24 protein-coding genes and 3 pseudogenes are annotated in these 22,985 nt (G+C 69.6%); 8 read left to right on the top strand and 19 right to left on the bottom strand.

The features are described 5' to 3' along the window. Positions 1-236: 236 nt before the first annotated feature. The 4 genes from LRS10_RS22635 to LRS10_RS22625 all read right to left on the bottom strand — a co-directional run bounded on the left by LRS10_RS22635 (position 237) and on the right by LRS10_RS22625 (position 2,576). Positions 237-1,235, bottom strand: coding sequence for a FecR domain-containing protein (locus LRS10_RS22635; protein ID WP_257839423.1), 999 nt, complete (start codon positions 1,233-1,235; stop codon positions 237-239). A gap of 11 nt (positions 1,236-1,246) precedes the next feature. After that, positions 1,247-1,351, bottom strand: a complete 105-nt coding sequence (locus tag LRS10_RS25480; RefSeq protein ID WP_374571400.1) for a sigma factor-like helix-turn-helix DNA-binding protein — start codon at positions 1,349-1,351, stop codon at positions 1,247-1,249. 14 nt (positions 1,352-1,365) lie between these two features. Further along, the gene (locus LRS10_RS22630; RefSeq protein ID WP_257839422.1) at positions 1,366-1,752 is read right to left on the bottom strand and encodes an RNA polymerase sigma factor; all 387 of its coding nucleotides are present in this window, start codon (positions 1,750-1,752) and stop codon (positions 1,366-1,368) included. 509 nt (positions 1,753-2,261) lie between these two features. Next, the gene (locus tag LRS10_RS22625; protein WP_257839421.1) at positions 2,262-2,576 is read right to left on the bottom strand and encodes a DUF736 domain-containing protein; all 315 of its coding nucleotides are present in this window, start codon (positions 2,574-2,576) and stop codon (positions 2,262-2,264) included. A 362-nt stretch (positions 2,577-2,938) separates the two neighbouring features. On the opposite strand from LRS10_RS22625, the gene LRS10_RS22620 reads away from it, so the two are divergent. The 6 genes from LRS10_RS22620 to LRS10_RS22595 all read left to right on the top strand — a co-directional run bounded on the left by LRS10_RS22620 (position 2,939) and on the right by LRS10_RS22595 (position 8,300). Next, positions 2,939-3,079, top strand: a complete 141-nt coding sequence (locus LRS10_RS22620; protein WP_257839420.1) for a hypothetical protein — start codon at positions 2,939-2,941, stop codon at positions 3,077-3,079. Between the two features lie 34 nt (positions 3,080-3,113). Next, positions 3,114-3,434 carry a hypothetical protein gene (locus tag LRS10_RS22615; RefSeq protein WP_257839419.1) on the top strand — a complete coding sequence of 107 codons (321 nt, stop codon included), beginning with the start codon at positions 3,114-3,116 and terminating at the stop codon, positions 3,432-3,434. Positions 3,435-4,352: 918 nt separating this feature from the next. Beyond that, a complete protein-coding gene (locus tag LRS10_RS22610) occupies positions 4,353-4,859 on the top strand; it encodes an ImmA/IrrE family metallo-endopeptidase (RefSeq protein WP_257839418.1) in 507 nt (168 codons plus the stop codon). Positions 4,860-5,707: 848 nt separating this feature from the next. Further along, positions 5,708-6,022: a DUF736 domain-containing protein gene (locus tag LRS10_RS22605; RefSeq protein ID WP_257839417.1), complete on the top strand. Its 315-nt coding sequence runs from the start codon at positions 5,708-5,710 to the stop codon at positions 6,020-6,022. A gap of 737 nt (positions 6,023-6,759) precedes the next feature. Further along, entirely contained in the window at positions 6,760-7,284 is a 525-nt protein-coding gene (locus LRS10_RS22600; protein ID WP_257839416.1) for a MobC family plasmid mobilization relaxosome protein, read from the top strand. Further along, positions 7,278-8,300 carry a relaxase/mobilization nuclease domain-containing protein gene (locus LRS10_RS22595; RefSeq protein WP_257839415.1) on the top strand — a complete coding sequence of 341 codons (1,023 nt, stop codon included), beginning with the start codon at positions 7,278-7,280 and terminating at the stop codon, positions 8,298-8,300. Before LRS10_RS22600 ends, LRS10_RS22595 begins: the two co-directional genes overlap by 7 nt. A 39-nt stretch (positions 8,301-8,339) precedes the next feature. Here LRS10_RS22595 and LRS10_RS22590 read toward each other — a convergent pair whose 3' ends face one another. After that, positions 8,340-8,585: a hypothetical protein gene (locus tag LRS10_RS22590; RefSeq protein ID WP_257839414.1), complete on the bottom strand. Its 246-nt coding sequence runs from the start codon at positions 8,583-8,585 to the stop codon at positions 8,340-8,342. 263 nt (positions 8,586-8,848) lie between these two features. Between LRS10_RS22590 and LRS10_RS22585 the strand changes: the two genes are divergently transcribed. Continuing rightward, on the top strand, positions 8,849-9,751 hold the full coding sequence (locus tag LRS10_RS22585) for an AraC family transcriptional regulator (protein ID WP_257839413.1): 903 nt from the start codon (positions 8,849-8,851) through the stop codon (positions 9,749-9,751). Between the two features lie 133 nt (positions 9,752-9,884). On the opposite strand, the gene LRS10_RS22580 is transcribed toward LRS10_RS22585, so the two are convergent. Both LRS10_RS22580 and LRS10_RS25475 read right to left on the bottom strand, forming a co-directional pair. After that, on the bottom strand, positions 9,885-10,826 hold the full coding sequence (locus LRS10_RS22580; protein ID WP_257839412.1) for a hypothetical protein: 942 nt from the start codon (positions 10,824-10,826) through the stop codon (positions 9,885-9,887). Between the two features lie 82 nt (positions 10,827-10,908). Beyond that, a pseudogene (locus tag LRS10_RS25475) lies at positions 10,909-11,540 on the bottom strand (serine hydrolase domain-containing protein); the annotation flags it as partial. On the opposite strand from LRS10_RS25475, the gene LRS10_RS22575 reads away from it, so the two are divergent. Further along, the gene (locus LRS10_RS22575) at positions 11,510-11,770 is read left to right on the top strand and encodes a hypothetical protein (protein WP_257839411.1); all 261 of its coding nucleotides are present in this window, start codon (positions 11,510-11,512) and stop codon (positions 11,768-11,770) included. The pseudogene LRS10_RS25475 and the gene LRS10_RS22575 sit on opposite strands and share 31 nt — an antisense overlap. Before the next feature lie 164 nt (positions 11,771-11,934). Here LRS10_RS22575 and LRS10_RS22570 read toward each other — a convergent pair whose 3' ends face one another. From LRS10_RS22570 to LRS10_RS22520, 12 genes and pseudogenes are all read right to left on the bottom strand, one after another. Then, positions 11,935-12,534, bottom strand: a complete 600-nt coding sequence (locus LRS10_RS22570; protein WP_257839410.1) for an LPD7 domain-containing protein — start codon at positions 12,532-12,534, stop codon at positions 11,935-11,937. Next, complete coding sequence (locus LRS10_RS22565; protein ID WP_257839409.1) at positions 12,524-13,633, bottom strand: type IV secretory system conjugative DNA transfer family protein; 1,110 nt, start codon at positions 13,631-13,633, stop codon at positions 12,524-12,526. The genes LRS10_RS22570 and LRS10_RS22565 overlap by 11 nt, the downstream gene beginning before the upstream one ends. Positions 13,634-13,664: 31 nt before the next feature. Beyond that, positions 13,665-14,372 (bottom strand): annotated as a pseudogene (locus tag LRS10_RS25470) (type IV secretory system conjugative DNA transfer family protein); the annotation flags it as partial. A gap of 39 nt (positions 14,373-14,411) precedes the next feature. Further along, complete coding sequence (gene virB11 / locus LRS10_RS22560) at positions 14,412-15,341, bottom strand: P-type DNA transfer ATPase VirB11 (protein ID WP_257839408.1); 930 nt, start codon at positions 15,339-15,341, stop codon at positions 14,412-14,414. Next, positions 15,338-16,432: a TrbI/VirB10 family protein gene (locus LRS10_RS22555; RefSeq protein WP_257839407.1), complete on the bottom strand. Its 1,095-nt coding sequence runs from the start codon at positions 16,430-16,432 to the stop codon at positions 15,338-15,340. Before LRS10_RS22555 ends, virB11 begins: the two co-directional genes overlap by 4 nt. Beyond that, positions 16,429-17,292: a P-type conjugative transfer protein VirB9 gene (gene virB9 / locus LRS10_RS22550; protein ID WP_257839406.1), complete on the bottom strand. Its 864-nt coding sequence runs from the start codon at positions 17,290-17,292 to the stop codon at positions 16,429-16,431. Before virB9 ends, LRS10_RS22555 begins: the two co-directional genes overlap by 4 nt. Next, on the bottom strand, positions 17,289-17,969 hold the full coding sequence (locus tag LRS10_RS22545; protein ID WP_257839405.1) for a virB8 family protein: 681 nt from the start codon (positions 17,967-17,969) through the stop codon (positions 17,289-17,291). Before LRS10_RS22545 ends, virB9 begins: the two co-directional genes overlap by 4 nt. Positions 17,970-18,156: 187 nt before the next feature. Further along, positions 18,157-19,095: a type IV secretion system protein gene (locus LRS10_RS22540; protein WP_257839404.1), complete on the bottom strand. Its 939-nt coding sequence runs from the start codon at positions 19,093-19,095 to the stop codon at positions 18,157-18,159. Positions 19,096-19,319: 224 nt separating this feature from the next. Next, positions 19,320-20,021: a type IV secretion system protein gene (locus tag LRS10_RS22535; RefSeq protein ID WP_257839403.1), complete on the bottom strand. Its 702-nt coding sequence runs from the start codon at positions 20,019-20,021 to the stop codon at positions 19,320-19,322. Then, positions 20,018-22,399 (bottom strand): VirB4 family type IV secretion/conjugal transfer ATPase, encoded by a 2,382-nt coding sequence (locus tag LRS10_RS22530; protein WP_257839402.1) that lies wholly within the window; start codon positions 22,397-22,399, stop codon positions 20,018-20,020. The genes LRS10_RS22535 and LRS10_RS22530 overlap by 4 nt, the downstream gene beginning before the upstream one ends. Then, a complete protein-coding gene (locus LRS10_RS22525; protein ID WP_257839401.1) occupies positions 22,392-22,730 on the bottom strand; it encodes a type IV secretion system protein VirB3 in 339 nt (112 codons plus the stop codon). Before LRS10_RS22525 ends, LRS10_RS22530 begins: the two co-directional genes overlap by 8 nt. Then, positions 22,730-22,960 (bottom strand): annotated as a pseudogene (locus tag LRS10_RS22520) (TrbC/VirB2 family protein); the annotation flags it as partial. The pseudogene LRS10_RS22520 and the gene LRS10_RS22525, both read right to left, overlap by 1 nt. Between the last annotated feature and the right edge of the window lie 25 nt (positions 22,961-22,985).

Raw genomic sequence — 22,985 nt, 5'->3', positions numbered from 1 at the left:
GCGCGTTCAGCGGCGGCCCAGGCGGGCGAGGCGGCGAACACCGCCGCCGTGGCCAAAGAACTCAGGAGCGCCGACCGCAAGCCGGACCGGCAGATACGAACCTTCGACACAGACATTTCCCCCGCGCGATCCGCGACGGAGCCGGCCACCTCAGCCGGATCTTCTGACGTCGCGAACCGTCGGGGGCCAAGACGGAAATCAGAGCGCCACACCCTACCGGCGCACCGGAAAAAGTTTCATGCGTCGGGCGCGGAGGGGGTGGGCGGGCTGAGCTGGTAGCGGCCGTCCGGCTTCGTCGTCACCGTCAGGTCGAACAGTTCGGCGACGCCCCTGGCGAAAGCTTCGGTGTCGCCGACGTCGAAGAAGCCGCTGACAGACCGTTGTCCCAGAGCGGGGTCGGACAGGACCACGTCCCGATCGCTGTATCGGTTCACCTCGGCGACCGCGGCGGCGAGCGGCGTTTGGCGGAAGGTGAGACGCCCCGTGGTCCAGCTGGTGGCGTTGACCGCGTTCGTGGGCGCCGTCCGGATGGAGCCGCCCTGGGCCAGCACGGCCTGTTGGTTGGGTAAGAGCGTCACCGCGGTGGGTGCGCCGCTCCCGGCCACCCGGACGGAGCCCTGCACGAGAACCACCTGGACGTCGCCGTCCGCTTGCCTGCGGACGTCGAACTTGGTCCCAAGGGCGCGGACCTCGGCCGGGCCGGCGGTCACCACAAAGGGCCGGCCTGGGTCATGCGCCACATCGAAGAACGCTTCGCCTCGGGTGAGGACGATCTGCCTGCCCTCACGGGTGAACTTCACCCGCACGCGGCTGTCGACGTTCAGGTGGACGCGAGAGCCGTCCTCGAGACGAACGACCTTCTGTTCGACGTCCTTCGTGGAATACGCAGGCTGCATCTGCCCGGTAAGCACCACCGCGGTCGCCACCGCGGTGGTCGCGAGAGCCAGGGCTGACGCCGACCCGAGAGGCTTCCGCAGCCAGCCCCAGAGCGATCCCCGCCGGCCCCTCGCCAGCGCCTCCTGCGTCATCCGCATGATCTCTGGATCGGCCGCGTGGCGCCCGGAGGCCTCCCAGAACGCTTCGGCCTCCTCGTAGGCGGTGTCATTCACCGGATCGTCGCGCCAGTCGCGGAAGTCGCGCACGGTCTGGGTGGAGATGGAATGATTGCCGAGCCGGGCCAGCCACTCGGCCGCCTCTTCCTGCGCGCGCGCCCGCCGGGATCCTGGATCGCTCATTGCGTCGTCGCCTAGCCGCGATACCGCGCCATGCAGAGCCGGATCGCCTGGCTCATCCGCTTTTCAACGGCCTTGACGGAGATCCCTTGATGCGTGGCGATCTCAGCATAGGTCATGCCCCCGAAGCGGCTCAAGACATATACGTCGCGCAGGTTGCGGGGAGCAGCGCCACCACTTCGCGGTGGAAGAGCGCTTCATCCTGGTCCGGCGGGCTCCAGGCCTCCACATTCTCGCGGCCCGTCACCAGCCGCGGCCGGCGCTGCGCGTTCTCGCGCCGGAGGTAATCCTGCGCCACATTGAGCGCGATGCGCGCGAGGAGAGACTTCGGGCGCCGCCAGTCGGTCTGGCGCCGCGCCAGGCGGAGGAAGGTCTCCTGCGCCAGGTCCTCCGCCGCTTCTCTTCCGAAGCGTCGGGCTAGGAACGCGGTGACCCACGAGCCGTAGGTGCGGTAGAGCGCCGCCACCTCGACCGACCAGGCCTCAGTGCTGTCGCGGGATTTCGGTTCGGGTCGTGTCACGGCCGCCCTCGATGGAAGTCGAGGCGTACCGGCTGGTGAGCCGGGTGGAGAAAACTCCGACGTTCAGGGAGCCCGCTAGTTAGCGACGCACCGCGCGCTCCGCCTGCTGTCAGGCGTGACGGTGCGGCCGCCGCCTATTTCACGGCACCCGGCTCATAGCGATTGAACGACAGGGGTTTCCACGCCCCACCGGCGCATGGAGCGCCAGCCCGGCAAGCGTGGCGCCTTTGCGATTCTGTGACAAGGCGATCAGCAGGGAGGGGTCGGGCGTTGGAACCTGTGTTTGCAGGCCCGGTGTTTGGCGGTGCGATCGCCGCCGATGTGGCCGCTTGCTCACATCCCCCGGCTCCAGATCGGCGCCTATGTCCCGGCGCCCGACGGGGTAGCTTACCCGGGCCGCCGAGCGAAATCCAATGCCCTGAGCTGCAGGGCATCCTGCGCCCGGCCGTCGCTGTCGGTGGGGGTCAGGAGGTCGGCGGGCGACACCGGCCGCCCGCCGCGCTCATCCCTCAGGTTGGCGCGCGACCGCGGGACCAGACCAGGGCGTAGCCGTCGTCAGCGTCCACCAGGTTGGCGTAGATGGGGGCCGGGAAGCTGGGGTCGTCGAGCTTGACGGAGAGGTAGTCCCGGTTGGTGTCGCGGGCGGTCTTCTTCCACGCCGCGCCGAACTCGGTGCCGTTGGCTAAGATCCGGAAGTCCGGGGCGTTGTCGCTCTCCTTCTCGATCGGCCGCAGCTGGGCCTGCTTGACGTTCAGGCTGAGGGTCTTGATCGAACCGGCGTAAGAGCCGTCGCTGCTCTTGGTGAACGTGCCGATGGTCGCCATGGTCGTCTCCTGTCTGCTTCGGGCCGCGCCTGCCGCGGCCTCGATGGCGATCCGGAGTCGAGGTCCTCCAGGGCTCGGTGCAGCCGTCAGGCCCGCAGCGTAGCGGAGGACGGCGAGCAGGCCGGGCTTTCTTGACTCGCGAGGAATGAGCGCCAGCTCAGGGGAAGAAAGCCCGGGTCGCCGTTGCGGCGGGGACCGACCTCGTCCCAATGCGCCACAAGAGGCCGCGACAGACGCGGATCAGGTGAAAGAAGACGTAGCGCAGCGACTCATCGAGACTCCCAGCGGCGGCGGCGGCGCACTGCCGCCGGCAAGTCCGGACGCAGCTTGCCAGCAGCTCCGGGTCGCGGAACGGGAAAGATGTGAAGACAAGCCTCGACCATCTGCCAGAGAGCAAACGCCGCGAGCTCGAACGCGCGGTGGAGATCCTCTTCGCTGAATTCGAGGACGCGCTCGCCGGCCGGAACGCACCGCACCGCATCGCAAGGCCGGACGTATCCTGAAGGTGGTCCTGTTCGGCAGCCACGCCACGGGAAAATGGATCGCGATGCCGCCAGCGGCTACTTCCCGCACCACAAGATCAGCGCCGAAGAACTCGCCTGGCTCACCGAGCGGGTCGAGGTGCTCCAGGAGCGGTGCCGAAAGTGGACCCACACCGCTGGCAAGGTGGGGCTTGGCCGCGACATGTTCGGTCACAACCGGGCCGCAACAATGGCTCACAAGCTGTTCAAGGCGACAGAGGAGTCCGAAAGGGGCCCGGCCGCAGGTTCGCAACAGCGCATGGCATGGCCTTTGAAGCGAAGACCAGCAACGACGCACTTGGCATGGATTCCCCGTGCCATGGGAAAAGGTGCCTGACGATCTGAAGGACAAGTGGAGAGATGCAGGCCGGGTCCCGCGGAGAGACCTAAAACGCTATCTCTTCAAGGCGAAGAATGATCACAGGTGGCCGCTGGGCAGCGACGACGACTGAGTGGACCGCCTTTGGCGCGCCGGATCTCTTCGAGGTCGCGGTGCAGGCGCGGCGACTCCGAGCCCCGCAGCCGGCGTCCGAGGGACTACGGCTGGTCGATTGGCGATCTGAGGTGACGATCGCCAGGCGGCAGCTCACCAGTCATCAGCGTGGCGCTGCGAAGCAGGCCTATGTCAGCTGATATCGTTCCCTTTCCTCGACTGGATCGCGGGGACTTGGGATGAGCTGCTCACGAGGAAGACTCCGCCTGGCCGAACACGGCTTCATCGCCCGCGGCCGTCGCCTGTCCCAGCGCTCTTGACCGATGGATCGACGCGGAAGACCCTGGAGGTCGCGCGTTCTGTCGCAATGCCCGCGCCTGGCACCTCCGCCACGGCCTGCGGGCCGCGGCGGAAGGCGGCCTGTTGCCGGACCTCTACCTGCGCCGGTAGCTGGACACCAGCGAAGCCTCTTGGACCAGCTTCTCGCCTCCCTGCGCGGGCGAAACCTCACCTTTGTCGCCGAGCCCGGCGCGGCCTCTCTGCCGATGAGCGCTGTCGCAGAGCCGCTTCGGGCGCTGTTGGACTGGGCATGCGCAACGGCTGCCGTAAGCCTGGAGGAGGACAAAATTGGCGTGGCCGGCCATAAGGCCAAGATCGACCGTCTCGCCCACGTCTCCGACGAGGATCTTGCCGCGGCCTATGGCCGAGAAATGTCTTCAGCCTCGCGCGCGCCATGCTCCAGCAAACCAAGGCGCAGGCCGCGCTCCGCGACGAGCGCGCGGCGTTCGCGCCGGCGCTGGCCATTTCTCGCCGGCTGTGGCCATGTTCGGCGGCGTCAGCCCTGAACTGGCCGAAGGCAATGTGGCCAAGCTCTCAGGCTTTCTTGCGAAGGCCTACGGCGGCCAGGAGACCAAGAAGCTCGCGGCGCTTGTCGCCGACGCGGGCTTTCCCAAGGCTCGTGCGCCTGGAGGCCCAGCAGGTGGCCTTGGAACTGCTCGACGACCTGGCTGGGATCCGGGCAAGGGCTGGATCGACGTTCGAGCGCTGAGCGAGCAGCTTGGGGTTGCGGTGACCGAAACAATGCTCGAGACCGACCCGATCCGCGGCGTCGCTCTGGCCGGCGAGCAGATGACGCCCACAATCATCGTCGACCTGACGAGCCCGGACAACACATACGAAGAGGGGCGTCGCTTCTCTATCGCGCACGAGCTCTGCCATGTTCTCGTCAACCGCGGCCACGCCCGGCGGGCCTGGTCAGCAGCGCTCCCTGCGCCGCCAGGCGTCAGGGTTTGCAAAGTTATAATCACCATCCAGATCGGATCGAGCTGAGTGGCGAAGACCTCCTCAGGCAGTAGAAGGCTGACATGACTTTGGTTGGCCCCCCGGGTGTAGCTGTCCCAAACAAGGACCCACAGCAGGCGGCCCAGGGTGGCGCTCACCTCGGCATTGGTGGCTCCTAGGCCGCGTTGGTCCAGTCTTGTCATGACCTCGCAGGCGTCGCCGAGGGCATCCGCAGCATCCTTCAGCTTCAGCGGCGCCGACACATCGAGTTGGCGGTGTTGTAAAGCTCCCGCAGGCGATGCAGGCGGTCGCGATCCGCCTTAGCTACGCCGTCCTGCTTGAGGCGGTAGATTAGGCTGTCGACATGACGGCTCACACCGTCCCGGGCCAGGCAGCCGATTTGAGGTACCGCTCCAGCATGGAGCCGATCGGACGAAGACATCTCGAACGCCGGCCTCGCTGTAGTGCACGAGCCGCAGCGCATCGAGTCCGCCGACGGCTGCGTCGACTGCCACCAGGATCTCCTCACCTCGGGTCATTTCGGGTTCGTCCGCACACCTTCGGCCCTGCCTGCCCATTCCGCCGAGCCCCTGCCGCCTTGGGCCTACCGCGGGGCTCAGAGTCAAGCCGGCCACGCCACGGGTCTCCTGCGTCCGCCGCGCGTCTGTCGCGGCCTCTTGTGGCGCATTGGGACGAGGTCGGTCCCCGCCGCAACGGCGACCCGGGCTTTCTTCCCTGAGCTGGCGCTCATTCCTCGCGAGTCAAGAAAGCCCGGCCTGCTCGCCGTCCTCCGCTACGCTGCGGGCCTGACGGCTGCACCGAGCCCTGGAGGACCTCGACTCCGGATCGCCATCGAGGCCGCGGCAGGCGCGGCCCGAAGCAGACAGGAGACGACCATGGCGACCATCGGCACGTTCACCAAGAGCAGCGACGGCTCTTACGCCGGTTCGATCAAGACCCTCAGCCTGAACGTCAAGCAGGCCCAGCTGCGGCCGATCGAGAAGGAGAGCGACAACGCCCCGGACTTCCGGATCTTAGCCAACGGCACCGAGTTCGGCGCGGCGTGGAAGAAGACCGCCCGCGACACCAACCGGGACTACCTCTCCGTCAAGCTCGACGACCCCAGCTTCCCGGCCCCCATCTACGCCAACCTGGTGGACGCTGACGACGGCTACGCCCTGGTCTGGTCCCGCAGCCGGATGGCCAACTGAAACGGACGGCGGCGGCCTCCTTCGAGGCCGCCGCACATCTTCTGAGGAGGCGTTCGCGGGGCTCGTCGCCGAACCTTCTGCTGATCGAGCTTGGACTGTAAGCCGGTGGGGCGCCGTACGCGGCCGATTTGTGGTCGCGCGCAGCGGCTGGTCGGCGATGCTAAGTCAGGCCTGGCGAGGCTTTCAGGCGAGCTCGGCGCGCCGACGTGCTCGCTGCCGCCCAACTTGTTCCAAGGCGCTGACACTGGCGAACCGAACAAGGCGATCCGAACGCCGCCGACACGCTAACTCCGGCCACACGACTCGGCGCGCGCCAAGTGCGGGTACGCTGGACTGGGCTTGGAATCGGGGCTTTCGGAGCTCGACTGCTGCGGCCAGCCGTAGCTCCGCCCGGCTGTACCACGAACACCTTCGTCACCGAAATGGCTCTCTGTGAACTGCCGCGGGGACTGGGGCGAGCCGCTCGTCGCTGAGATTTGTCGATGTCCGGTTTCGTGGACGCTCCGACCGAGACGCCGCCGTTCGGCGGTTCGGAGCCAAGCTGACGAGCTAGGTCACAGCCCACGCTCCCATCGTCACCCGATGGCCCGGCTGGGGCGCGCCGCCCGGCGCGGCGGGGGGCGTCGCGGGGGTGCAAGTTGCGCCCTCGTGACCGCCGAGGGGAGGGGCCAATCTGCTGTGCCGCGGTCTAGGGCAGGATAGCCTTGGCGGCAGCATTGTAGACAGGAGGCCTGTCGGTGACGGTGCTCAGTGTGAGAGTGGCTGACGAACTCGCGGCCAGGTTTGACGCCGCCGCGGCTGGCGCGGGCGGACGCTCCGCCCTTCTCCACCAGCTCGTCAGGTCGGCCGCCGCGCCCGAGGGTGCAGGCGGGCCGCCGCCGCCGTCGAAGCTTCGCGATAGCCTGCGGATGATGGTCCGCCTGGCCGCGCCGGAGGCGTCCCACGTGCGCAGCGAGTCGCAGGCGATGGGCATCCCGCCCGCGACCTGGGTCGCCGGCCTGGTTGGCCGTCACGCCGGACGGGGTCTCCACTTCTCGCGGCCGGCCGAGCTTTCGATCGTCGCGACACAGGGCGAGATCCGGCGGATCGGCGTCAACATCAACCAGATCGCCCGGGCCCTGAACACCGCCGTGATCGAGGGGCGGGTGCTAGCCGCCGAGCTCAGTTCGATCGAGGCCCTGCGTGTGGAACTGCGCGCGCACATGGAGGGCCTGCGTGAGGCGTTCCACGGCAACCTCGTCTACTGGGAGGCAGGGTGGTGACGGAGTTCAGGATGGTCCGCGGGTTCGAGGACGTCTGGCGGCCGCCGAACGGCCCATCCAAGACGTGGCCCGAGACCCGATTCCGGCCGCCGAAGGACCTCCGGGCCCGCCTCGCGCGCATCGTCCGTAAGGCGCCCGAGGTGATGGTGAAGGTCACCGGCCGTACCCGCGACCCCGCACACCTCGCTGCGCACCTGACCTACATCACCCGCAACGGCGAGTTGCCGGCAGAAGGGCCGGGCGGCGTCGAGGTTGGCGACCGCAAGGCCGTTCTCGACCTCGCCCGGGACTGGGAATTCCGGAACGTGGCGGACAATCGCCGTCGCGCAAATTCCCCGTTCAGCGTGTCACTCATCCTCTCCATGCCGTCGGGCACCGAGCCGTTCAAACTGCAAGACGCCGCGCGGGCGTTCGCCGATCAGACCTTCGGCGGACGGTTCGACTATATGTTCGCGTTGCACACCGACACGCCTCATCCGCATGTGCATGTGTCTGTCTGCGCCGCGGGCGAGGAGGGCGCCAGACTGAACCCGAAGAAGGCAGACCTTGAGGCATGGCGGCAGTTGTTCGCGCGTGAGCTCCGAGCCCGTGGCATCGAGGCGGAGGCGACACCCCGTCGGGCCCGCGGCGTCACCCGAAAGGCGGAACGAACTTCGCTTCGGAAGCTACGAGAGCGAGCGGAAGCTGGCCGTGGCCCGTACGGCCGAATTCACCGAGCGGGACTAGTCGACGCCGTGCGGAGTGGGACGGGCGCGAGATCCGCGGAGCCCTGGGACGCTAGCATGCTGGCGCGCAGGCTACGCACAGCAGCGCTCTATGCTGCACAGGCCAAGCTGATGTTCACCGCTCTAGAACCCGCAGACCGTGAGCTCGGGAGCAGGCTAATCCGCTGGTTGGACCGAATGCCCTCGGCAGAGAGCCTGCGGGCGATGCGGCTCCGGGAACTCGCTACGGGCGTGCGGCGACATCCTAGGGAGGTTGGCGAAGCACGGGAAAAGGATCGCGAGCCGCGCTGAGCAATGACGGCTGCTGGCGCATGGGAGACGCCGTGTGGCCTAGGTGAACACCTGCTTCGAAAGAAGGACATCCACCTTCTGCACATGCGCTGGGCGGATGAGCAGATGGTTCATTCGCGCGACGTCGCGGAAGATGTCGCCACCTCCGCCAGCCACATGTGCATCGCGCCCGGCGATGTCGGGGAACGTCTCGAAAATGGCGAAGGTCGTGGGTGAATGGCGCACCGCATTCCACGGCCCGGTGGCGGGCTCGTGCTCGACGCAGGCTCGAATATCCCGCAGCATCTGCAGAACCTCGTCTTCGCGCCCCGGTCGCGCCTCGATCAGGATGTAAAAGGCCTTCCGACCCTCGCCCCGTCCTCGCCAGTCATGACCACGCCGCGGTGCTGTGGTGTTGTGTGCGTGGCCATGGGCGATCCCTCTGCGCGGCAATCGTTCCGGCGACGTATCCTCTTTTCGGGCAATGACGGGTTGCCAGATCCGTCGAGAACCTTGCCTAAAACTCCGACCTGGCCCTACCGTCGCGAACAGCCGGTAAGGATGGTTGCATGACCCACGCCTTGCGCGAGGCCATTCGCCGCTACACCGAGCGGCATGCGGACGCGTCGGGCGTCGCCCGAACGCCCGTCAAGGGTCTGTATCTCGTGCGCACGACCTCGACGGGAGAGCTGCGGCACGCGATCGAGCGGCCGCTGATCTGTCTCGTGGCGCAAGGCGCCAAGCAGGTCACGATGGGGAGCCAGACCCTGACTTTCAGGGCGGGGGACTCGATGCTGCTCACCGCGGACGCGCCCACCGTCAGCGAAATCACCCGGGCAAGCGGCGGCGCGCCTTATCTTGCATTGGCGCTCGACCTGGACGCGGCGGTGATCGCCGCCCTCTGCGCCGAGATGCAGGCCGCCGCCGTCCATGTCGGACCGGCGCTCCGCTTCCAGCCCACGGACGCCGAGGTGGCCGACGCCGCCCTGCGCCTGGTCACCCTTCTGGAACGGCCGGCTTCCATTCCCGTGCTTCAGGCTCAGTTGGTGCGCGAGATGCACTACTGGCTCCTCGCAGGGTGCCACGGCCTCTCCATTCGCCAGCTGGGCTCTCCCGAGAGCCAGGCGGGGCGGATCGCGCGGGCGGTGGAGATCCTCCGCAAGGGCTTCACCGCGCCGATCGCGGTGGTGCAATTGGCGGCAGCGGCCCGCATGAGCCCGTCGACCTTCCACAAGCATTTTCGGACCGTAACCTCACTGTCGCCGCTGCAGTTCCAGAAGCAGCTGCGGCTCATCGAGGCGCGTCGCCTGATGCTGGCCAAGGGCCTGAAGCCGAGCGTCGCAGCCTACAAGGTCGGGTACGAAAGCGTGCCGCAGTTCACGCGGGAGTATCGTCGCCAGTTCGGTCGCCCCCCGGGCCACGAGACCCTGCAGGCCCGCCAAGCCCACGGGGTAGCTCCAGGCCCTCCCTGATCGACATCCGGGGGTGCTCTACCCGTCAGAACCCGAACCGGCCTGTCCGCCTCAGCCGGGACGTCCGCCCGTTCGCGGGGCCGCGCCAGTCGCTGGCGCCAAGCTCCCGGCACCGATGCTCGCCAGGGCGGATCTAGTAGTTGAGGCCCCGGTCCATGAACCCGGCCATCCAGGCGGCCCAGAGGAAGCAGATCAGTCCGAACGCGACGATCAGGCTGCGGACCCGCGCAGCCCAGCCTTGCGGTGAACGGAACGCCGACCAGGCATTGCAGATACCCAGCACGGCGCCCAGCAGCGGCACGAGCGCGGCGATCTGCTGGACGCGGAGGTACCCGTCCAGGCGATCATTGTAGAAGCCGACGTTGACCTGCAGAATGGCGCGACCATCGCAGACCAGCCGGCCAGATAGACCAGGTCCGCCACGACGGCGATCCGCGTGGCGCGGCGTACGAGGCGCGGCCGGCTCGCCTCCCCGGAGGCAGGTTGCGCGCCGGGCGCGCCGATGCGGCGATGGGCCAGGCGACCGCCGTGCACAGCAGCACCAGGACGGAGAGGCCGGCGACAAGCTGGAAGAGGGTCGCGTTCCGGTGCAGTGGCGCGGCCTGGAGAATGGCGATGGGATTGCGGCCGTCGAAAATGGCGCGGCGCCCTCCGGCTTCGGTGACGAGCACCTGCCGCGTTCCGCCGCCTCTTGCCAGAGGCCGCGGGAGATCTTCCGGAAGCGCTTGGGTCCGAGCGAGGACAGGGTGATCGTCCCGTCCACGTTCGCGATCACGCGATCCTGCTGCAGCAGGTAGAACAGGCCGATGAAGCCGTTCTCGACGCGGCGCGAAATCTCGTAATTTCCGGCGATGGCCTGCGCGTCCTGCGCCGCCGTGGCGATAGCCGGCGGCGTATCGGGCGCGGGCGCCGGGACGTAGCGGTCCATGAAGAGCTCGAACAGCTGCTCGCGTGCGGCATAGACAGCGTCGTTCGCGCCCCGGCTGTTGAAGCTGACGAAGACGCCCACGCCTTCCTCGGGAAGCAGGCACAGGTCGCTGTGGAAGACCACCGTGTCGCCGCCGTGCGACAGCACGATGCGTCCGTTGCGGCGACCGTAGAAGAAGCCGTGGGCTAAGGGTGTCGAAGCCGCTCGGCGCCGCCAGGGAGGGCGCGTGCATCCGGCGCGCGGTCTCGGGCTGCAGGATGCGGGCGTCTCCGAAACGCCCGTCCTGCAGATGGGCGAGCATGAAGTTCGCCATGTCCGCGACGGTCGCGGAAAGCTGACCGGCCGGCCCCGTGCCGACGAGCTCGAACGGGCTCGAAGGCGTTTCGCTCGCGCGGTACCCCTTTGCGGCCGTCGCGCGGAACTCGGGCGGAAGCGGCTGCGGCAGCGTCGTGTGGCGCATCTGCAGCGGCGCGACGATGTGCCGTTCGACGTAGTTCTCGTAGGGCTCTGTCGAGACACGCTCGACGATGTAGCCCGCCAGCGCGGTACCGTAGTGGAGTAGGCCGGCGCCACGCCCGGCGCGAACATGAAGGGCCGACTGTTCTCTTTCAGGTAGCGCTCGGTGGTCTTCAGCTGCTTCGGATCGGTGGCGAGTACGTCCTTCAGACCCTCCTCGAACCCACCCCGGTGGGCCATCAGGTCCCTCATCGTCACCGGGCGCGGGCCGGGGGGCGATATCGTGAAGTCTAGGTAGCGGTTGACGTCGGCGTCGAGATCGTCGCGGCCGCGTTGCAGTTCGCCGCGATGGACCAGTCCGAGGTGCAGCAGGAATGGCCGAGGCTCGGGGCGACATGGCGGCAATCGGGGAGGAGCGCGGCTTCGATGTGACCACGGTGGCCAGAACCAGCCTCCAGTTGCTCGCCAGTTCCCTGAAGCCGGGGCCGCTCCGCGACCTGTTGGCGCCGCAGATGGAGCAGACGCATTCGCTTCTCGCGGAGCGGCTGGCGGCCATGGAACAGGCTGGCGAGATCAAGCTTAGGATGAGCCCGGCGACTTCGTCGTCGCCCTGGCGGAGGGGCTCACTTGGCTAGGCTTGGCGTCCGGTCGGGATCCGAAGGAGATCTCCGGGGATATCGTCGCGGGCCTCGAGTGCCTGGCCGAGGCCCCTCCTCCGCGCCCGAGCGGCGTTAGTCGATCTCGCGCCGGCGCTGTGGGTTTCGTCGTCGCGGTCGGCCTGTCGTCCGGCGACGCCGGTCTATCTGGCCCGGTGGCGAACCGGCTCGACGATGGACGGCGATGGCGTGCGCTCGGCGGCGGGGCGCAACCGGCGCTCCGCCGTCGCCAGGATGGCGGCTTGGCGCTCCGGCGGCCGCACGAAGGCCTGCACGACAGCTCTCACGATCCGCATCCTGGCCTCGGAATCTCCAACGGCCTGGGATCGTTCCGGGGGCGCCGTCAGCTCCGGAGTTGTCTTGGGTTGGCGGCGGCGTTGGAGATCCTGCTCGTCCCGTTTGGTGGGGCGATAGCCTCTCACCTCCAGTCCGGTTTGACGGGCGGTGAGCCAGACCTGCCGCCGGAACGCCGTCTCGCCCCGGACCTCAATCTGTCGCCAATTCCGGTGCTTGGCGATCGCCACCAGGTCCCGGACAAGACGTGGATCGTTGCGGTGGGCCAATAGGCGGCGGCCTTCGTCCCGAAACGCCGGCGTCCGGATCGTGGCGTCGGCAAAGAAGGCGACGCGGTCGCGGCCGTCGCGCTCGACGAGGTAGCGACGGCGGACGCGCTCGGGCACGTCACCGGCGGTTCCGGGCGCTCCGGCCGCCGCGTCGATCCTGTTCAGCGGGCTATCGGCCATGGTCGGTGAGCTCCAGTGACGTGGTCGCCGAGGCCTCGAGGAAACGGTCCACCCAGGCCTCAACGTCTTCGGCGGTCGATCCGGGGGGCGGCAGCGGCTCGAGGCCCGCACCGGCTAGGGCCTCTTCGACCGCCGCCAGGGTGGGGAGCGGCAGGTCCTCGGCTTGCATCGCGACGGTGCTCGGGGGGCAGGACGGCGGCTCAGGCGGCGCCCGGACCCGCGCCTGGAACACGGCTTCCCGATAGTGACGGATCTTGCGGCCGCGGATCGGCGGCAGGCCAGACTTCAGCGCGATCATCTCGTCCTCGCCGAGCTGGGCCACCTCCTGCGGCAGGAGCAGGGCGCGGCGCTGTTCCGACTCGCTGACGCTGCGGTGGCCGCGCGAGAGGCCGGTGGGTCGGCTGCGGGACGGGCTGCGGACGGTGGTGTAGCCGAGCCGTTCGGAGAGATCGTTGGCCAGCCGAAGCTCCTTGGTGGCGAAGGCGACCTCGACGGCGCAGTTCGCGAAGATCTCCTCGGCGGCGTCGGCGCCGTATTCGGCGCGAAGCTGGGCGGGGCTCTGGAGGACCGGGAGCAGCCGCAGCCCGTAGCCGGCCACATAGGCGAAGGCCTTGGCGAGGACCTCGGCGTGGCCGAGCCGCGCGAACTCGTCCAGCAGGACGAGCACCTGGTGTGGATGTCGGCCCGGGTCTGGGCGCTCGCGGCAGGAAACGTCGATAAGCTGCTGGAAAAGCAAGGAATAAAGTGGCGCGACGCGTGTCAGATTGTCCGGCGAGGCGGCCAGATAGATGGACATCGGCCGGCTGCGCAGATCGCGTAGGTCGAAGTCGCTGGCGTCGGTTGCGGCGCAGACCTTGGGGTTGAGCCAGAGGTTCAGCCGCGACGTGAGGGTCTGCCGCACGGAGGCGAAGGTGTTCTCGGAGGCGGCGCAGAAGTCGGTCAGCGCCCGCGTGCACGCCACCGACAACGGACGTCCCTCGTCGGCCCGCCGGGCGATCAGGGCCGGAAAGCGAAGGCGCGGATCGCCGGCGGCAAGTTCGGCGTAGAGCGCGCCGAAGGTGAGGGGGTCGTTCAGGCGTCTCGGCCAGGTACGCCGCAACGCCGACGAAGCCGGTCCGCGCGCTCTCCATCCAGAAGGGGTCGGCGTTGTGCGGGCGCGGGAACAGCATGGCGGCGATCCGCTGCAGCTCGTCGACGGCTGCGATCGGATCCGTCCGGTCGATGTGGCCGAGCGGGTTGTACCGCGAGGTGCGCCCATCGGCGGCGAGCGGATCGAACAGGAAGGTCGCCTGGCCGTGGGCCTGCCGGAAGCCGGCCGAGGCCTCCCAATTCTCGCGCTTGACGTCAAGGACCACCACCGAGCCCGACCAGGCGAGCAGGTTGGGGATCACCACGCCGACGCCCTTGCCGCTTCGGGTCGGGGCGTAGAGCATCACGTGCTCCTGGCCGCCGAAGACGAGCAGGCGACCGGCCTTGCGCCCGAGCACGATGCCTGTCTGCGCGCGCAGACCGGTCCGCGAGATCTCGGCCTCGCTGGCCCAGCGTGCCGCGCCGTGCAGCGGCCGGCGGATCTGGCTGGCGATGCCGATGACCGCGACCAGGAGCCCGCCGCTCGACGTCAGGGCCCCGATCTTCACCCAACGTCGCACCTCGGGATCGTGGCGGTAGTACCAGAACCAGGCGGGGGCGGCGGCGGGATCCACGTGGCTCGACAGGCGGCCAAGGCCCGCCAGCGCGATGCCCAGGGTCAGGACGAGGAGGATCGCCGCAAGGGCCGCTGCAAGCGCGACGAACAGGGCGAGCCTAAGCGGCCAGGCAGCCCGTGCGATGCGGTTCATGCCAGACCTCGACGATACGGAAGCGGCCGCCTTCGCGCTTCACCTGAACGACAATGTCGACCAGCATCCGCAGCAGGGGCGCCGATGTCGGCGCGGGAGAGTTCGCGGCCAGCGTCGCTCTCCCTTCACCAGCAGGGTGAGCTGCTCGAAGGCCAGGGTGGCGGAGTTGGCGTGGATGGTCGTGATCGAGCCGGGGTGCCCGGTGTTCACGTTGCGCAGGTAGAAGAAGGCCGAGGCGTCCCGCAGCTCCTGCAGGAGGATGCGGTCCGGCCGCATCCTGAGCGCGCTCTCGAGCAGCTGCTTGGGCCCCACTTGCGCCAGGCCCTGGCCGTCCTTGGCGTAGAGCAGATGGACCGCGTTGCGGTGCGGGACGATGAGCTCGCGCGCGTCCTCGATCGTGATCAGCCGCTCCGCCTCTGGGATCAGCAGGATCAGCGACTTGGCGAAGGTCGTCTTGCCTGAGCCCGTGGGCCCCGAGATCAGGATATTGCGCCGGCGCGCGACGGCCTCGGTGAAGAACGCCAGCCAGTCGCGCTGCGCGCGGGCCGCGACCAGGACGTCGTCGCCGGGCCGCGGTGTGTCGGCAGCGGGATCGGCGTCCTCGAAGAAGCCGTGGCCGCTGAGGTCAGCCAGGGTGAAGGTGGTGGGGGCCGGCTTGCGCAGGGTGATCGAGACCTGTTCGGCCGCCGGCGGCAGCACCACCTGGCAGCGCTCGCCGGTGGGCAGCGCGGTGGAGCAGACCGGGCGGTCGGCCCCCACGTCCTGCCTCGTGGCGGCGCAGGCGGCCACGGCGATCCGCCATATGGCCTCCTCGGTAAGGTCGGGCGCGTCGAACCACTGCCAGCCGTGGGCGGTCTCCACCGCGAACTCCCGCGGCCGGTTGATCACCAGCTCGATGACGCCCGGCGCATCGAGCTGCGCCCGAAGCGGGGCGAGGTAGTGGGTCAGGATCGCATTGTCGTGCGTCATGGCCGCGGCCTGAGCGCGTAGACGGAAGAGAAGTCGAGGTCCTGGGCCACCTGGATCGCGACCTCGCCGCCCTGCGGCTTGCGCAGGGTGGGTCGGATGGTCCCCGACTGCTGGATGGCGAGCGCCGGCGCGTCCGACGGCAGGCGCACGCCGCCAGGGGCCGCGTCGCTGTCGTCCAGGAGAGCGGCGGAGCCGGCGTCGACGACCGACAGAAGCACGGCAGCCCCGAAGCGGTCCCAGAAGTGGGTGTCCACCACCCCGCCAAAGCCCGCCCGCCCAAGCGCGTCGCTAGCCGGGGAGGCCAGTGCGATGGCGATGCCGTTCGGTGTGACGGCCCGGGTCCAGAGGACGAAGATCCGCGCCTGTCCCTGGCCCATGCCGGTGCGGTATTCGCCCAGCACCCGCGCGCCCTTCTCGAGCAGCACGACGGCCCCGTTGTCGGAATAGACGTCTCGACCGATCAAGCAGGTGACATAGCCCGGGGCGGTGGTGTCGAGCGCCGTCTGCAGGGTGCAGGGGATCGTGCCGCCCGCGAGGATCAGGAAGTTGCGGTCGCCGATGCGGTGGGCCTGCGCCCGGCCGATGCGCGAGGCGTGGCGAAGGCCGTCCAATTCGCTGTCGGGCGAGGGCGCCGGCGCGATGTCCGGCATCCCCGGGACCGGGTCGGCCGAGGACGCGCTCGTACGCGAGTACGCGAGGAGCGGAGCGCGGGCGGCGCTGCCGCTTGCAGGTCGTGATGGCGGCTGGGCCGATGCGGACGAGGCCTGCGGATCGATTGCCGGCACGAGCGTCGCCGTCCCTGGCGCAAGCTCCGGCGCGTGCGCGCCTGGATCGGCCAGGGTGGGCGGCCCGCTGCGCGCGGGCTCGAAGGCGACCACCTGCCGGGCCGGACGGTTCGGTTCAAGGGCCCGCTTCGGCCGCTCGGCGCTCCAAGTGGCGAGCGCCACCGCGCCGCAGCCGATGAGCAGGCCGGCGAGCCCCACCGCCTTGCCGTGCCCGCCCATCAGGCGGCCAGCCACCGGCGAGATGCCGCGGTCGAGGGGCGGATCGCTTCGCATCGCGTCGTGGGACGGGGCGTCGGGCTGGGTCATGGCTTCACCTCGGGGCGGAGGGTGCGCTCGACGTCCTGTGTGGCGGTCGCGCTCGGCGCGCCCTTGCCGTACCGGTCGAACGCCAGGTTGAAGATGCAGACCACCGCGCGGCCTCGCCGCAGGCGCAGCTGCCTTGCCGTCTGGTGGACCACCAGGAATTCACCACGCACGTCGAAGGGCACCAGCGCCTCCGAGCCGTCCTCGGCCACCGAATAGATGGCGGGAATGGCCTGGGCGCCCGGAAACCGCAGGACGGTGAAGCGGCCGTTGTCGGTCACTTCGGACGGGGAGATGTCGGCCGACCCCTGCAGCGCGTAGGCGAGGTTTCGGGGCCCCTGGAGGACGCCCCGCTCGAGCTTCAGCTGGAGGATGCGCGCCTCGAGCGCCTGGGCCTCCGCGTCGAGCGCTGCCTCCAGCCTGCGGCGCTCGTCGCGGGGATAGCGGAACTGGACGACAAAGGCGGCGCCCGAAGCGCCGCGCGAGGCGTCGCCGCCGCGGGTGGTCAGGTCGAAGGCGTAGTGGCGCAGGTCGCCGGCCGGCGTCCGCGTCGTGACGATGAGGTTGGTCGGCGCACGGGCGACGCTCGGCTTGAGGAACACCACATTGCCCTCGGGCGCCACCTCCCAGGCGGCGCTGTCGCCCAGGGCGACGTGCTGGACGGTTTCGTCGGCGGCGAAGCGGATCTGGGTGGCCGTGCGCAGGACGCCCACGATCCTCACCACCTGCTGCGGGTCGTAGTCGACCGTCCTGATGCGCGGGTCGCCGGACGTCGGCCGCAGGGTTTCCGTGGCGCCGGCGTGGGCCGCGGAAAGCAGCAGAGTGCAGGCGGCGGCGAGCGCCGTTGTCCAGCGTCCGATCATCGGACCACCTCCGGGTCGGCGCGGTAGCTCGACACCTGGAAGCCGAGCGGGTTGCGCAGCCGGTCCCCCTCGGCCATCGGCGCCTTGGTGTAGGCGAAGGCGACGGTGGCGATCCAGTCGCTCTCTTCAAGAGCCGGCCCGCGGCGGACGGCGCGATGGAAGCGGACGTTAGCCACGCCGGGCGCCACGAAGGAGATGGCGCGGATCCCGACCTGCGCATCGACGGCCGGACCGTACAGCGTCTGCGGGCTGCTCGGGCTGCTGGCGCGGAAGGCCGCGGCCCAGCGCTGCTGTTCCTCCGGGGTCGACATGATCGACACCTGACGGAAGTTCGCTTCGGCGGCGGCCGGCAGCCAGCCCTCCCGGGCCCGCACATAGGTGGCCAGGAAGGACTTCGTCACTGCCTCCTCATAGGTGACGTCCCCCGCCGAGGAGAGGCCGCGCAGCACGTCGACGGCGCCTGTCGTTCGGTCGACCCGGACGACGTAGGGCTCGACAGTCTTCAGGGGCGTCAGCACGCTGACCGCGACAGCGCCGGTCCCGGCGAGCAGCGCCGCGGCGGCTGCGATCGTCCACGCCAGCCGGGCCGAGCCGCGGGCCTGCCGCAGCCGGTCCTGATCCCAGCTGCGGGCCTCGGCGAAGTAGGTGCGCAGGTCGTCGGACGGGACGCCGCTCATGACCGGTCTCCGGAGCATTGGCCCCCGGTCCGTGCGGCGGGCGAGGGCGCCTCCGGCCCCGCCGACAGAACGGAGCCGTGCGGATTGGCCGGCCGGCGCGGGCCCGAGCAGCCGGGCGCCTCGGCCTCGCGAAATGCCGCGCACCCGCACAGGAGGCAGGCGGCGGCGAGGGGCAGCAGGACGGATCTCATGCGCGGGCTCCGACGGGACGGACGATGCCCCCTTCCCGACGGACCTGCGGACGGCCGCCTGAGCCGCGGGCGGCGCGGAACGGCGCCTGTCCGCTGAGGCCCGTGCTGGCCGCGTTGCCGAAGTCGGCGAGACCCGCGCTGGCGCCGCCGGCGATCCCGGCGGCGATGGCGGGCGTCTGCAGGAAGAAGATCGCGCCCAGCAGGCTCAGCGCGATGAACAGCAATCCGCCGGTCATTGGGTCGTCGCCGTCGATCGCGCCCCATTGGTCGGCGACGAAGGCCAGCACCATCTCCAGGAGCAGCAGGATCAGGGCGAAGAGGACGAGGTAGTTCACCGCCTGGCTCAGCCAGCCGAAGAAGTAGCGGCGGGTCGCCTCGAAGAGCGAGCAGGCGATGAAGATGGGGCCAAGCGCCACGAGGAAGGCCAGAGCGACCTTCGCGAGCGTGACGATGCCGAAGCCGAGGGCCGCGGCCAGCGCCCCGCACACCCAGACGGCGCCGCTCACCAGGAGCGGAAGCCAGTCGGTGAGCGTGGCCTGATCCGCGATCTTCTCCCCGAGGTAGGCGGCCCGGCTGAAAAACCGGTCGCAGGCCTGGCCTGCGTCGCCGACGGCTGCGCCGCCGACCGCCCGCGCCAGGGTGTCGGGAAGGGTGTGGAACAGGGGTTCGGTAACCCACTGGCCATAGGCGGCGGTGGTCGCCAGCATGTAGATCAGGCCGAGCTTCAGGGAGCGGACGGCGAAATCCGTGACGGGCTCGGCGATCGCGCCGCGCAGGATGGCGAAGCCATAGAGCAGCACATAAAGCACAAGGGCGGCGCGCAGCGGGGCCGCCACCTCGGCGATGACGTTGCCCACGCCGAACCCCAGGAATCCGTCGAGCCGGCCGTCGATGTAGGTGTAGGCCGGGCCGAAGATGCGGAACCCGCCTTCCATCAGCGGGAGCCTTCCCGGTAGCGCTCGCGCTGGGCCTTCGCGCGTAAGCGCGACTGACCCTGCCGCGCGGCGGCGGACTCCGGGGGAGCGGACGCCGCGGGCGCAGTCCTCAAGGACCGCTTGGGCGGCCTCCGGGTTGGCCTCGAAGAAGCTGGCGTCGCGCGGTGCGGCTTCACCGTATCCGGCGATGCCGGCGAAGGCGAGGAGGGCGAGTACGGCGGACCTCATTGGAACGCCGCCCGGTACCGCTGCAGGCGCGCCTGGCGCGCGGCCTTGGCCCGTTCACGCTCGTGCTGGCCCTCGAGACGCGCCTCCGCTTCTTGGGCCATGGCGAGGCCCTGGAGGCGCATCTGATCGTTGACGCTCATCGCCTGCTCGGCCGCGATCCGCGCCTGCAGGTCGAGGACGGCGCGCACGTTCGCGGCGCTGTCGAGTTGGCCGGCCAGGTGCTGCAGGCCGGTGAGCCGGTGGCCGCCGGCTTCCGCCGCGGCGCGGCCGAGCGCGAGGTCGCGGGCCGCCCGGTCGCCTTCGTGCGACAGGGCTTCGCCGAGCGCGTCGCCCGGGACGGGCGTGTAGACGCGGGACTGGCGTCGGATCGCGTCGGCGGACCGGCCGAGGTCGCCCAGCGCGCCGAAGTCGCCGCGTGCGGCGGCGGCGTACTTGTCGACGTCGGGCACGAAGGCGCGCAGCTCCGGGGCGTCGAGCAGGCCCGCCAACTGACCGGCGCCGGAGGCGCTGTTGAAGCCGTCATAAAGGCGCCGCGCCTCGGCGAGCTGGGCCTTGAGCTCCTGCAGCTGGTCCAGCGCCGTGCTCGCCTGGCGAAGCAGGCTGGCGTAGCTGGTCGGGTCGTGGACCAGCAGCTGGGCGGACGCCGGCGGGGCGACGGCGAGGCTCGCAGCCAGGCTCAGGGCAAGGAGGTGTCTCATAGGTTTCTCCGGGCGAGCTGGAAGGGCGGCATCCAGGCTTCGAGGCGGTCGCCATGCTCGGCCCGGAGCCTGTCGAGCAGCTCCACGGTCTCGGCGCGGCCGGAGAGGACCGCCAGCGCATCGTCGAGGTCGCTGAGGTCGAGTTCGGCGACGACCGAGTTCAGGCCCTGCTTGACGAGGAAGCGGTGCTGGCTGGCGTCCAGCTCCTGTCGCACCAGCTCGAACTCCCGCTGCGAGAGGCCGAAGCCCTCGACGTAGTCCCGGGCCTGCGCATGCGGGTTCGGCAGGAAGATCTTGGTCGCGCACTGCTCGAGGATCGTGTGTGCGATCGGCGAGCGCAGGACGTCGGCCGGGGACTGGGTCCCCAGCACCAGCAGCGCGTTCTGCTTGCGGAAGGTCTTGAGGCCGTCCTGCGCCAGGCTGCGGAAGGCCTCGTCGCCCAGCGCCTTCCAGAATTCGTCCACGTCGATCACCAACCGACGGCCGTCCACCAGCCGCTGCAGCCGGTGGAAGAGGTAAAGGGTCAGCGGGGTGCGCACCTCCGGCGCATCCAGCACGTGGGTCATGTCGACGCCCAAGAAGCGTGGCGCCAGCGACAACTCGTCGGCATCGCCATCCAGCGCCCAGCCCAGCGCCTGGCCTCGCCGCCAGCGCTCGAGCCGGGCGCCGATGCCGCCGACGTCACGTTGGCCGAGCAGGCTGCGGAGCGCGCCGAACGAGCGGCGTTCGACCGGCAACGGCAGGAGGGCGGCGATCGCCGCATCGATGGCCGCTTCCTCGGCCGGCGACAGCGGCCGGTCGGCCGGGCGCACGATCTGCCGGATCAGTTCGCCCAGGAAAGCGCGATCGGCGGGGGTGTCGAAGGCCGCTTTCAGCGGGGCGAAGCCGGTCGGCTCGCCCGGACGCAGCTGGAGGTAGGTCCCGCCGCAGGCGCGGACGAAGATCTCGGCGCCTCGATCCTTGTCCAGGAAGACCTGCTGAGCGCCGAACGCCTCAAGCTGGGCCAGCATGAAGTTTTGGACGACGGTCTTGCCCGAGCCGGAGGGCCCGCAGATGAAGGTGTGGCCGAGGTCGCCGACGTGGAAACTGAAGGCGAACGGCGAGCCGGCCACGGTCTTCAACGTCGTCAGTGCTGGGCCCCAGTGGTTCCCGGCGGCGCGGCCGGCGGGGAAGGTGTGGAAGGGGGCGAGGCTTGCGAAGTTGAGGCTGGTGATCGCGGCCGGCCGCAGCCGAAACCGGAAATTGCCGGGGAACTGAGCCCAGAAGGCGGCCTCGAGACCGAGGTCTTCCCGCGCCGCCACAAGGCCGCTGTCGGCGAGCAGCGCCCGGGTCTGGGCCATGTGCTCGGCGAGTTCGCGGGGACTGTCGCCGTAGACCAGAACCGAGGCCTGGTGCTCACCCATGACGAACCGGTTGGACATTAGGTCGTCGAGCGCCTCGTCGAGGCCCGCGATCTGTGAGGCGGCCCGGTCGCGAGCCGAGAGCATCTGGTTCTGCTTGCGCGAGAGAACTGCGACCGCCGAGGTCTTCGACAGGAAGCTGAAGGACTGGCTGGCCACGAGCGGGAAGGGGGCGGAAAGGAGTCCGTTCCACATCCCCGGCCGGGTGGCGGCAGGGTACTCCTTAACCCCGAACAGCGCCCCGAACCGGGCCGAGGCCGGCTCCCGGATCTCCAGCGCCTCGCGTCCGAAGATGATGCGAGTGGTATAGATAGAAGCCCCCAGATGACCGCAGACTAGGGGTGCGCGGCCGGGCTGCCCGGTGAGGACCAGGCGAAGCATCTCCAGAGGCTCGGAAAACGCCAGGCCCTCGCGCTCATACAGGCCGAGCGGCTCGGCGCCGTAGCGGGCGAGGTGCTGCACGAGGTCTGCGCCGGCGTCCTCCAATCGCCGCACCTCGTCGTCCGTTTCGAGGTTGACATGGCCGGCGCGGAGCAGGCGGCCGACCCAGGCCTGTGTCCGATCGGCCGCGTCGCGCCTGGGATGCAGGACAAGGCTCACGTAAAGTTCGTTCAAAAACAGGCGTTGCCTGTTCAGACTCCCGCGGTAGGCCCCATCGAGGTCTCGGGCGAAGTCAGATCGGAAGGCGCGTTCCGGCGGCGGTTCGGCCACCCGTCGGACCAGATGGTGCCAGATCGCCAGGCGGTCTGACGCCAGGTTGCGCCACGCGCCGTTGAGCTTGGCGTGCCAATCGTTGAGATCGCGGACGTCCGCGGTCTGGAAGCTGGCGCCGTCCAGCCGGAAGCAGGTCATTAGGGCGCCGGTGTCGAGCGCGATCACCCGCGCGTTCACATGCCGGGCGTAGGGCAGCACCCGCGCGGGATCGAGTTCGCGGCCGATCGCCTGCCGAGGCGCCGGCTGGAGAGCGGCGTCAGACATGGCCCGCGCTCCGAGGGGCCGTTTGGCGACGTAGCGGCAGCGGGGAGGGCGAGCTGCCGCCCCACAGGCTGCCGTTGCGGGCGCGCCCCTTCGTTTCGGCGAACAGGTAGAGGACACGGAAGGCGTTGGGGTCGGCGCGGCAGATCGCCTGAAAGACCAGGTGCAGTACCGGGGCGACCAGGAGGTAGAGCAGCGAGCCGCCGCCGAGGAAAGCCACACAGGAGACGATGAGGTTCACGCCCATGGCCTCCAGGGGGACGCCGAGGATCAGCGCCGGCCGCGTGCAGGCCAGAAACAGGATCTCGTCCTGGAGGCGTTCCACAGGGGGCATTAGCCGGCTCCGCCCGTGATCATGTCGACGATGGTGGAGGCGCCGAAGATGACGATGATGCCGATGACCACGGTTCCCGCGCGGCGGAGGTCAATGTGGCCGAACATCCAAACAATGCCGGTGATGATTACGGCAAGCACGGCTAGTCCGCGCACCACCCCGCTATTGAGCATCTCGATGATGTTCTCGATGAAGGCGCCCAACTCGCCGCCAGCGGTCTGGGCCAAGGCAGGTGAGGCGGCGGGGGAGGCTGAT

It is taken from the genome of Phenylobacterium sp. J426 (genome assembly GCF_024699945.1).
Taxonomy (GTDB): Bacteria; Pseudomonadota; Alphaproteobacteria; order Caulobacterales; family Caulobacteraceae; genus Phenylobacterium.
Note: the sequence above shows the minus strand (reverse complement) of the source record. Positions and strands in the feature narration are given on the sequence as shown.

Bases quoted from the DNA above. Each gene is read 5' to 3' on its own strand.
- LRS10_RS22635 (WP_257839423.1), bottom strand. From the start codon at position 1,235: ATGAGCGATCCAGGATCCCGGCGGGCGCGCGCGCAGGAAGAGGCGGCC.
- LRS10_RS25480 (WP_374571400.1), bottom strand. From the start codon at position 1,351: ATGACCTATGCTGAGATCGCCACGCATCAAGGGATCTCCGTCAAGGCC.
- LRS10_RS22625 (WP_257839421.1), bottom strand. From the start codon at position 2,576: ATGGCGACCATCGGCACGTTCACCAAGAGCAGCGACGGCTCTTACGCC.
- LRS10_RS22615 (WP_257839419.1), top strand. From the start codon at position 3,114: ATGGATCGCGATGCCGCCAGCGGCTACTTCCCGCACCACAAGATCAGC.
- LRS10_RS22610 (WP_257839418.1), top strand. From the start codon at position 4,353: ATGTTCGGCGGCGTCAGCCCTGAACTGGCCGAAGGCAATGTGGCCAAG.
- LRS10_RS22605 (WP_257839417.1), top strand. From the start codon at position 5,708: ATGGCGACCATCGGCACGTTCACCAAGAGCAGCGACGGCTCTTACGCC.
- LRS10_RS22590 (WP_257839414.1), bottom strand. From the start codon at position 8,585: ATGCTGCGGGATATTCGAGCCTGCGTCGAGCACGAGCCCGCCACCGGG.
- LRS10_RS22585 (WP_257839413.1), top strand. From the start codon at position 8,849: ATGACCCACGCCTTGCGCGAGGCCATTCGCCGCTACACCGAGCGGCAT.
- LRS10_RS22575 (WP_257839411.1), top strand. From the start codon at position 11,510: ATGGCCGAGGCTCGGGGCGACATGGCGGCAATCGGGGAGGAGCGCGGC.
- LRS10_RS22570 (WP_257839410.1), bottom strand. From the start codon at position 12,534: ATGGCCGATAGCCCGCTGAACAGGATCGACGCGGCGGCCGGAGCGCCC.
- virB11 (WP_257839408.1), bottom strand. From the start codon at position 15,341: ATGACGCACGACAATGCGATCCTGACCCACTACCTCGCCCCGCTTCGG.
- LRS10_RS22555 (WP_257839407.1), bottom strand. From the start codon at position 16,432: ATGACCCAGCCCGACGCCCCGTCCCACGACGCGATGCGAAGCGATCCG.
- virB9 (WP_257839406.1), bottom strand. From the start codon at position 17,292: ATGATCGGACGCTGGACAACGGCGCTCGCCGCCGCCTGCACTCTGCTG.
- LRS10_RS22545 (WP_257839405.1), bottom strand. From the start codon at position 17,969: ATGAGCGGCGTCCCGTCCGACGACCTGCGCACCTACTTCGCCGAGGCC.
- LRS10_RS22540 (WP_257839404.1), bottom strand. From the start codon at position 19,095: ATGGAAGGCGGGTTCCGCATCTTCGGCCCGGCCTACACCTACATCGAC.
- LRS10_RS22535 (WP_257839403.1), bottom strand. From the start codon at position 20,021: ATGAGACACCTCCTTGCCCTGAGCCTGGCTGCGAGCCTCGCCGTCGCC.
- LRS10_RS22530 (WP_257839402.1), bottom strand. From the start codon at position 22,399: ATGTCTGACGCCGCTCTCCAGCCGGCGCCTCGGCAGGCGATCGGCCGC.
- LRS10_RS22525 (WP_257839401.1), bottom strand. From the start codon at position 22,730: ATGCCCCCTGTGGAACGCCTCCAGGACGAGATCCTGTTTCTGGCCTGC.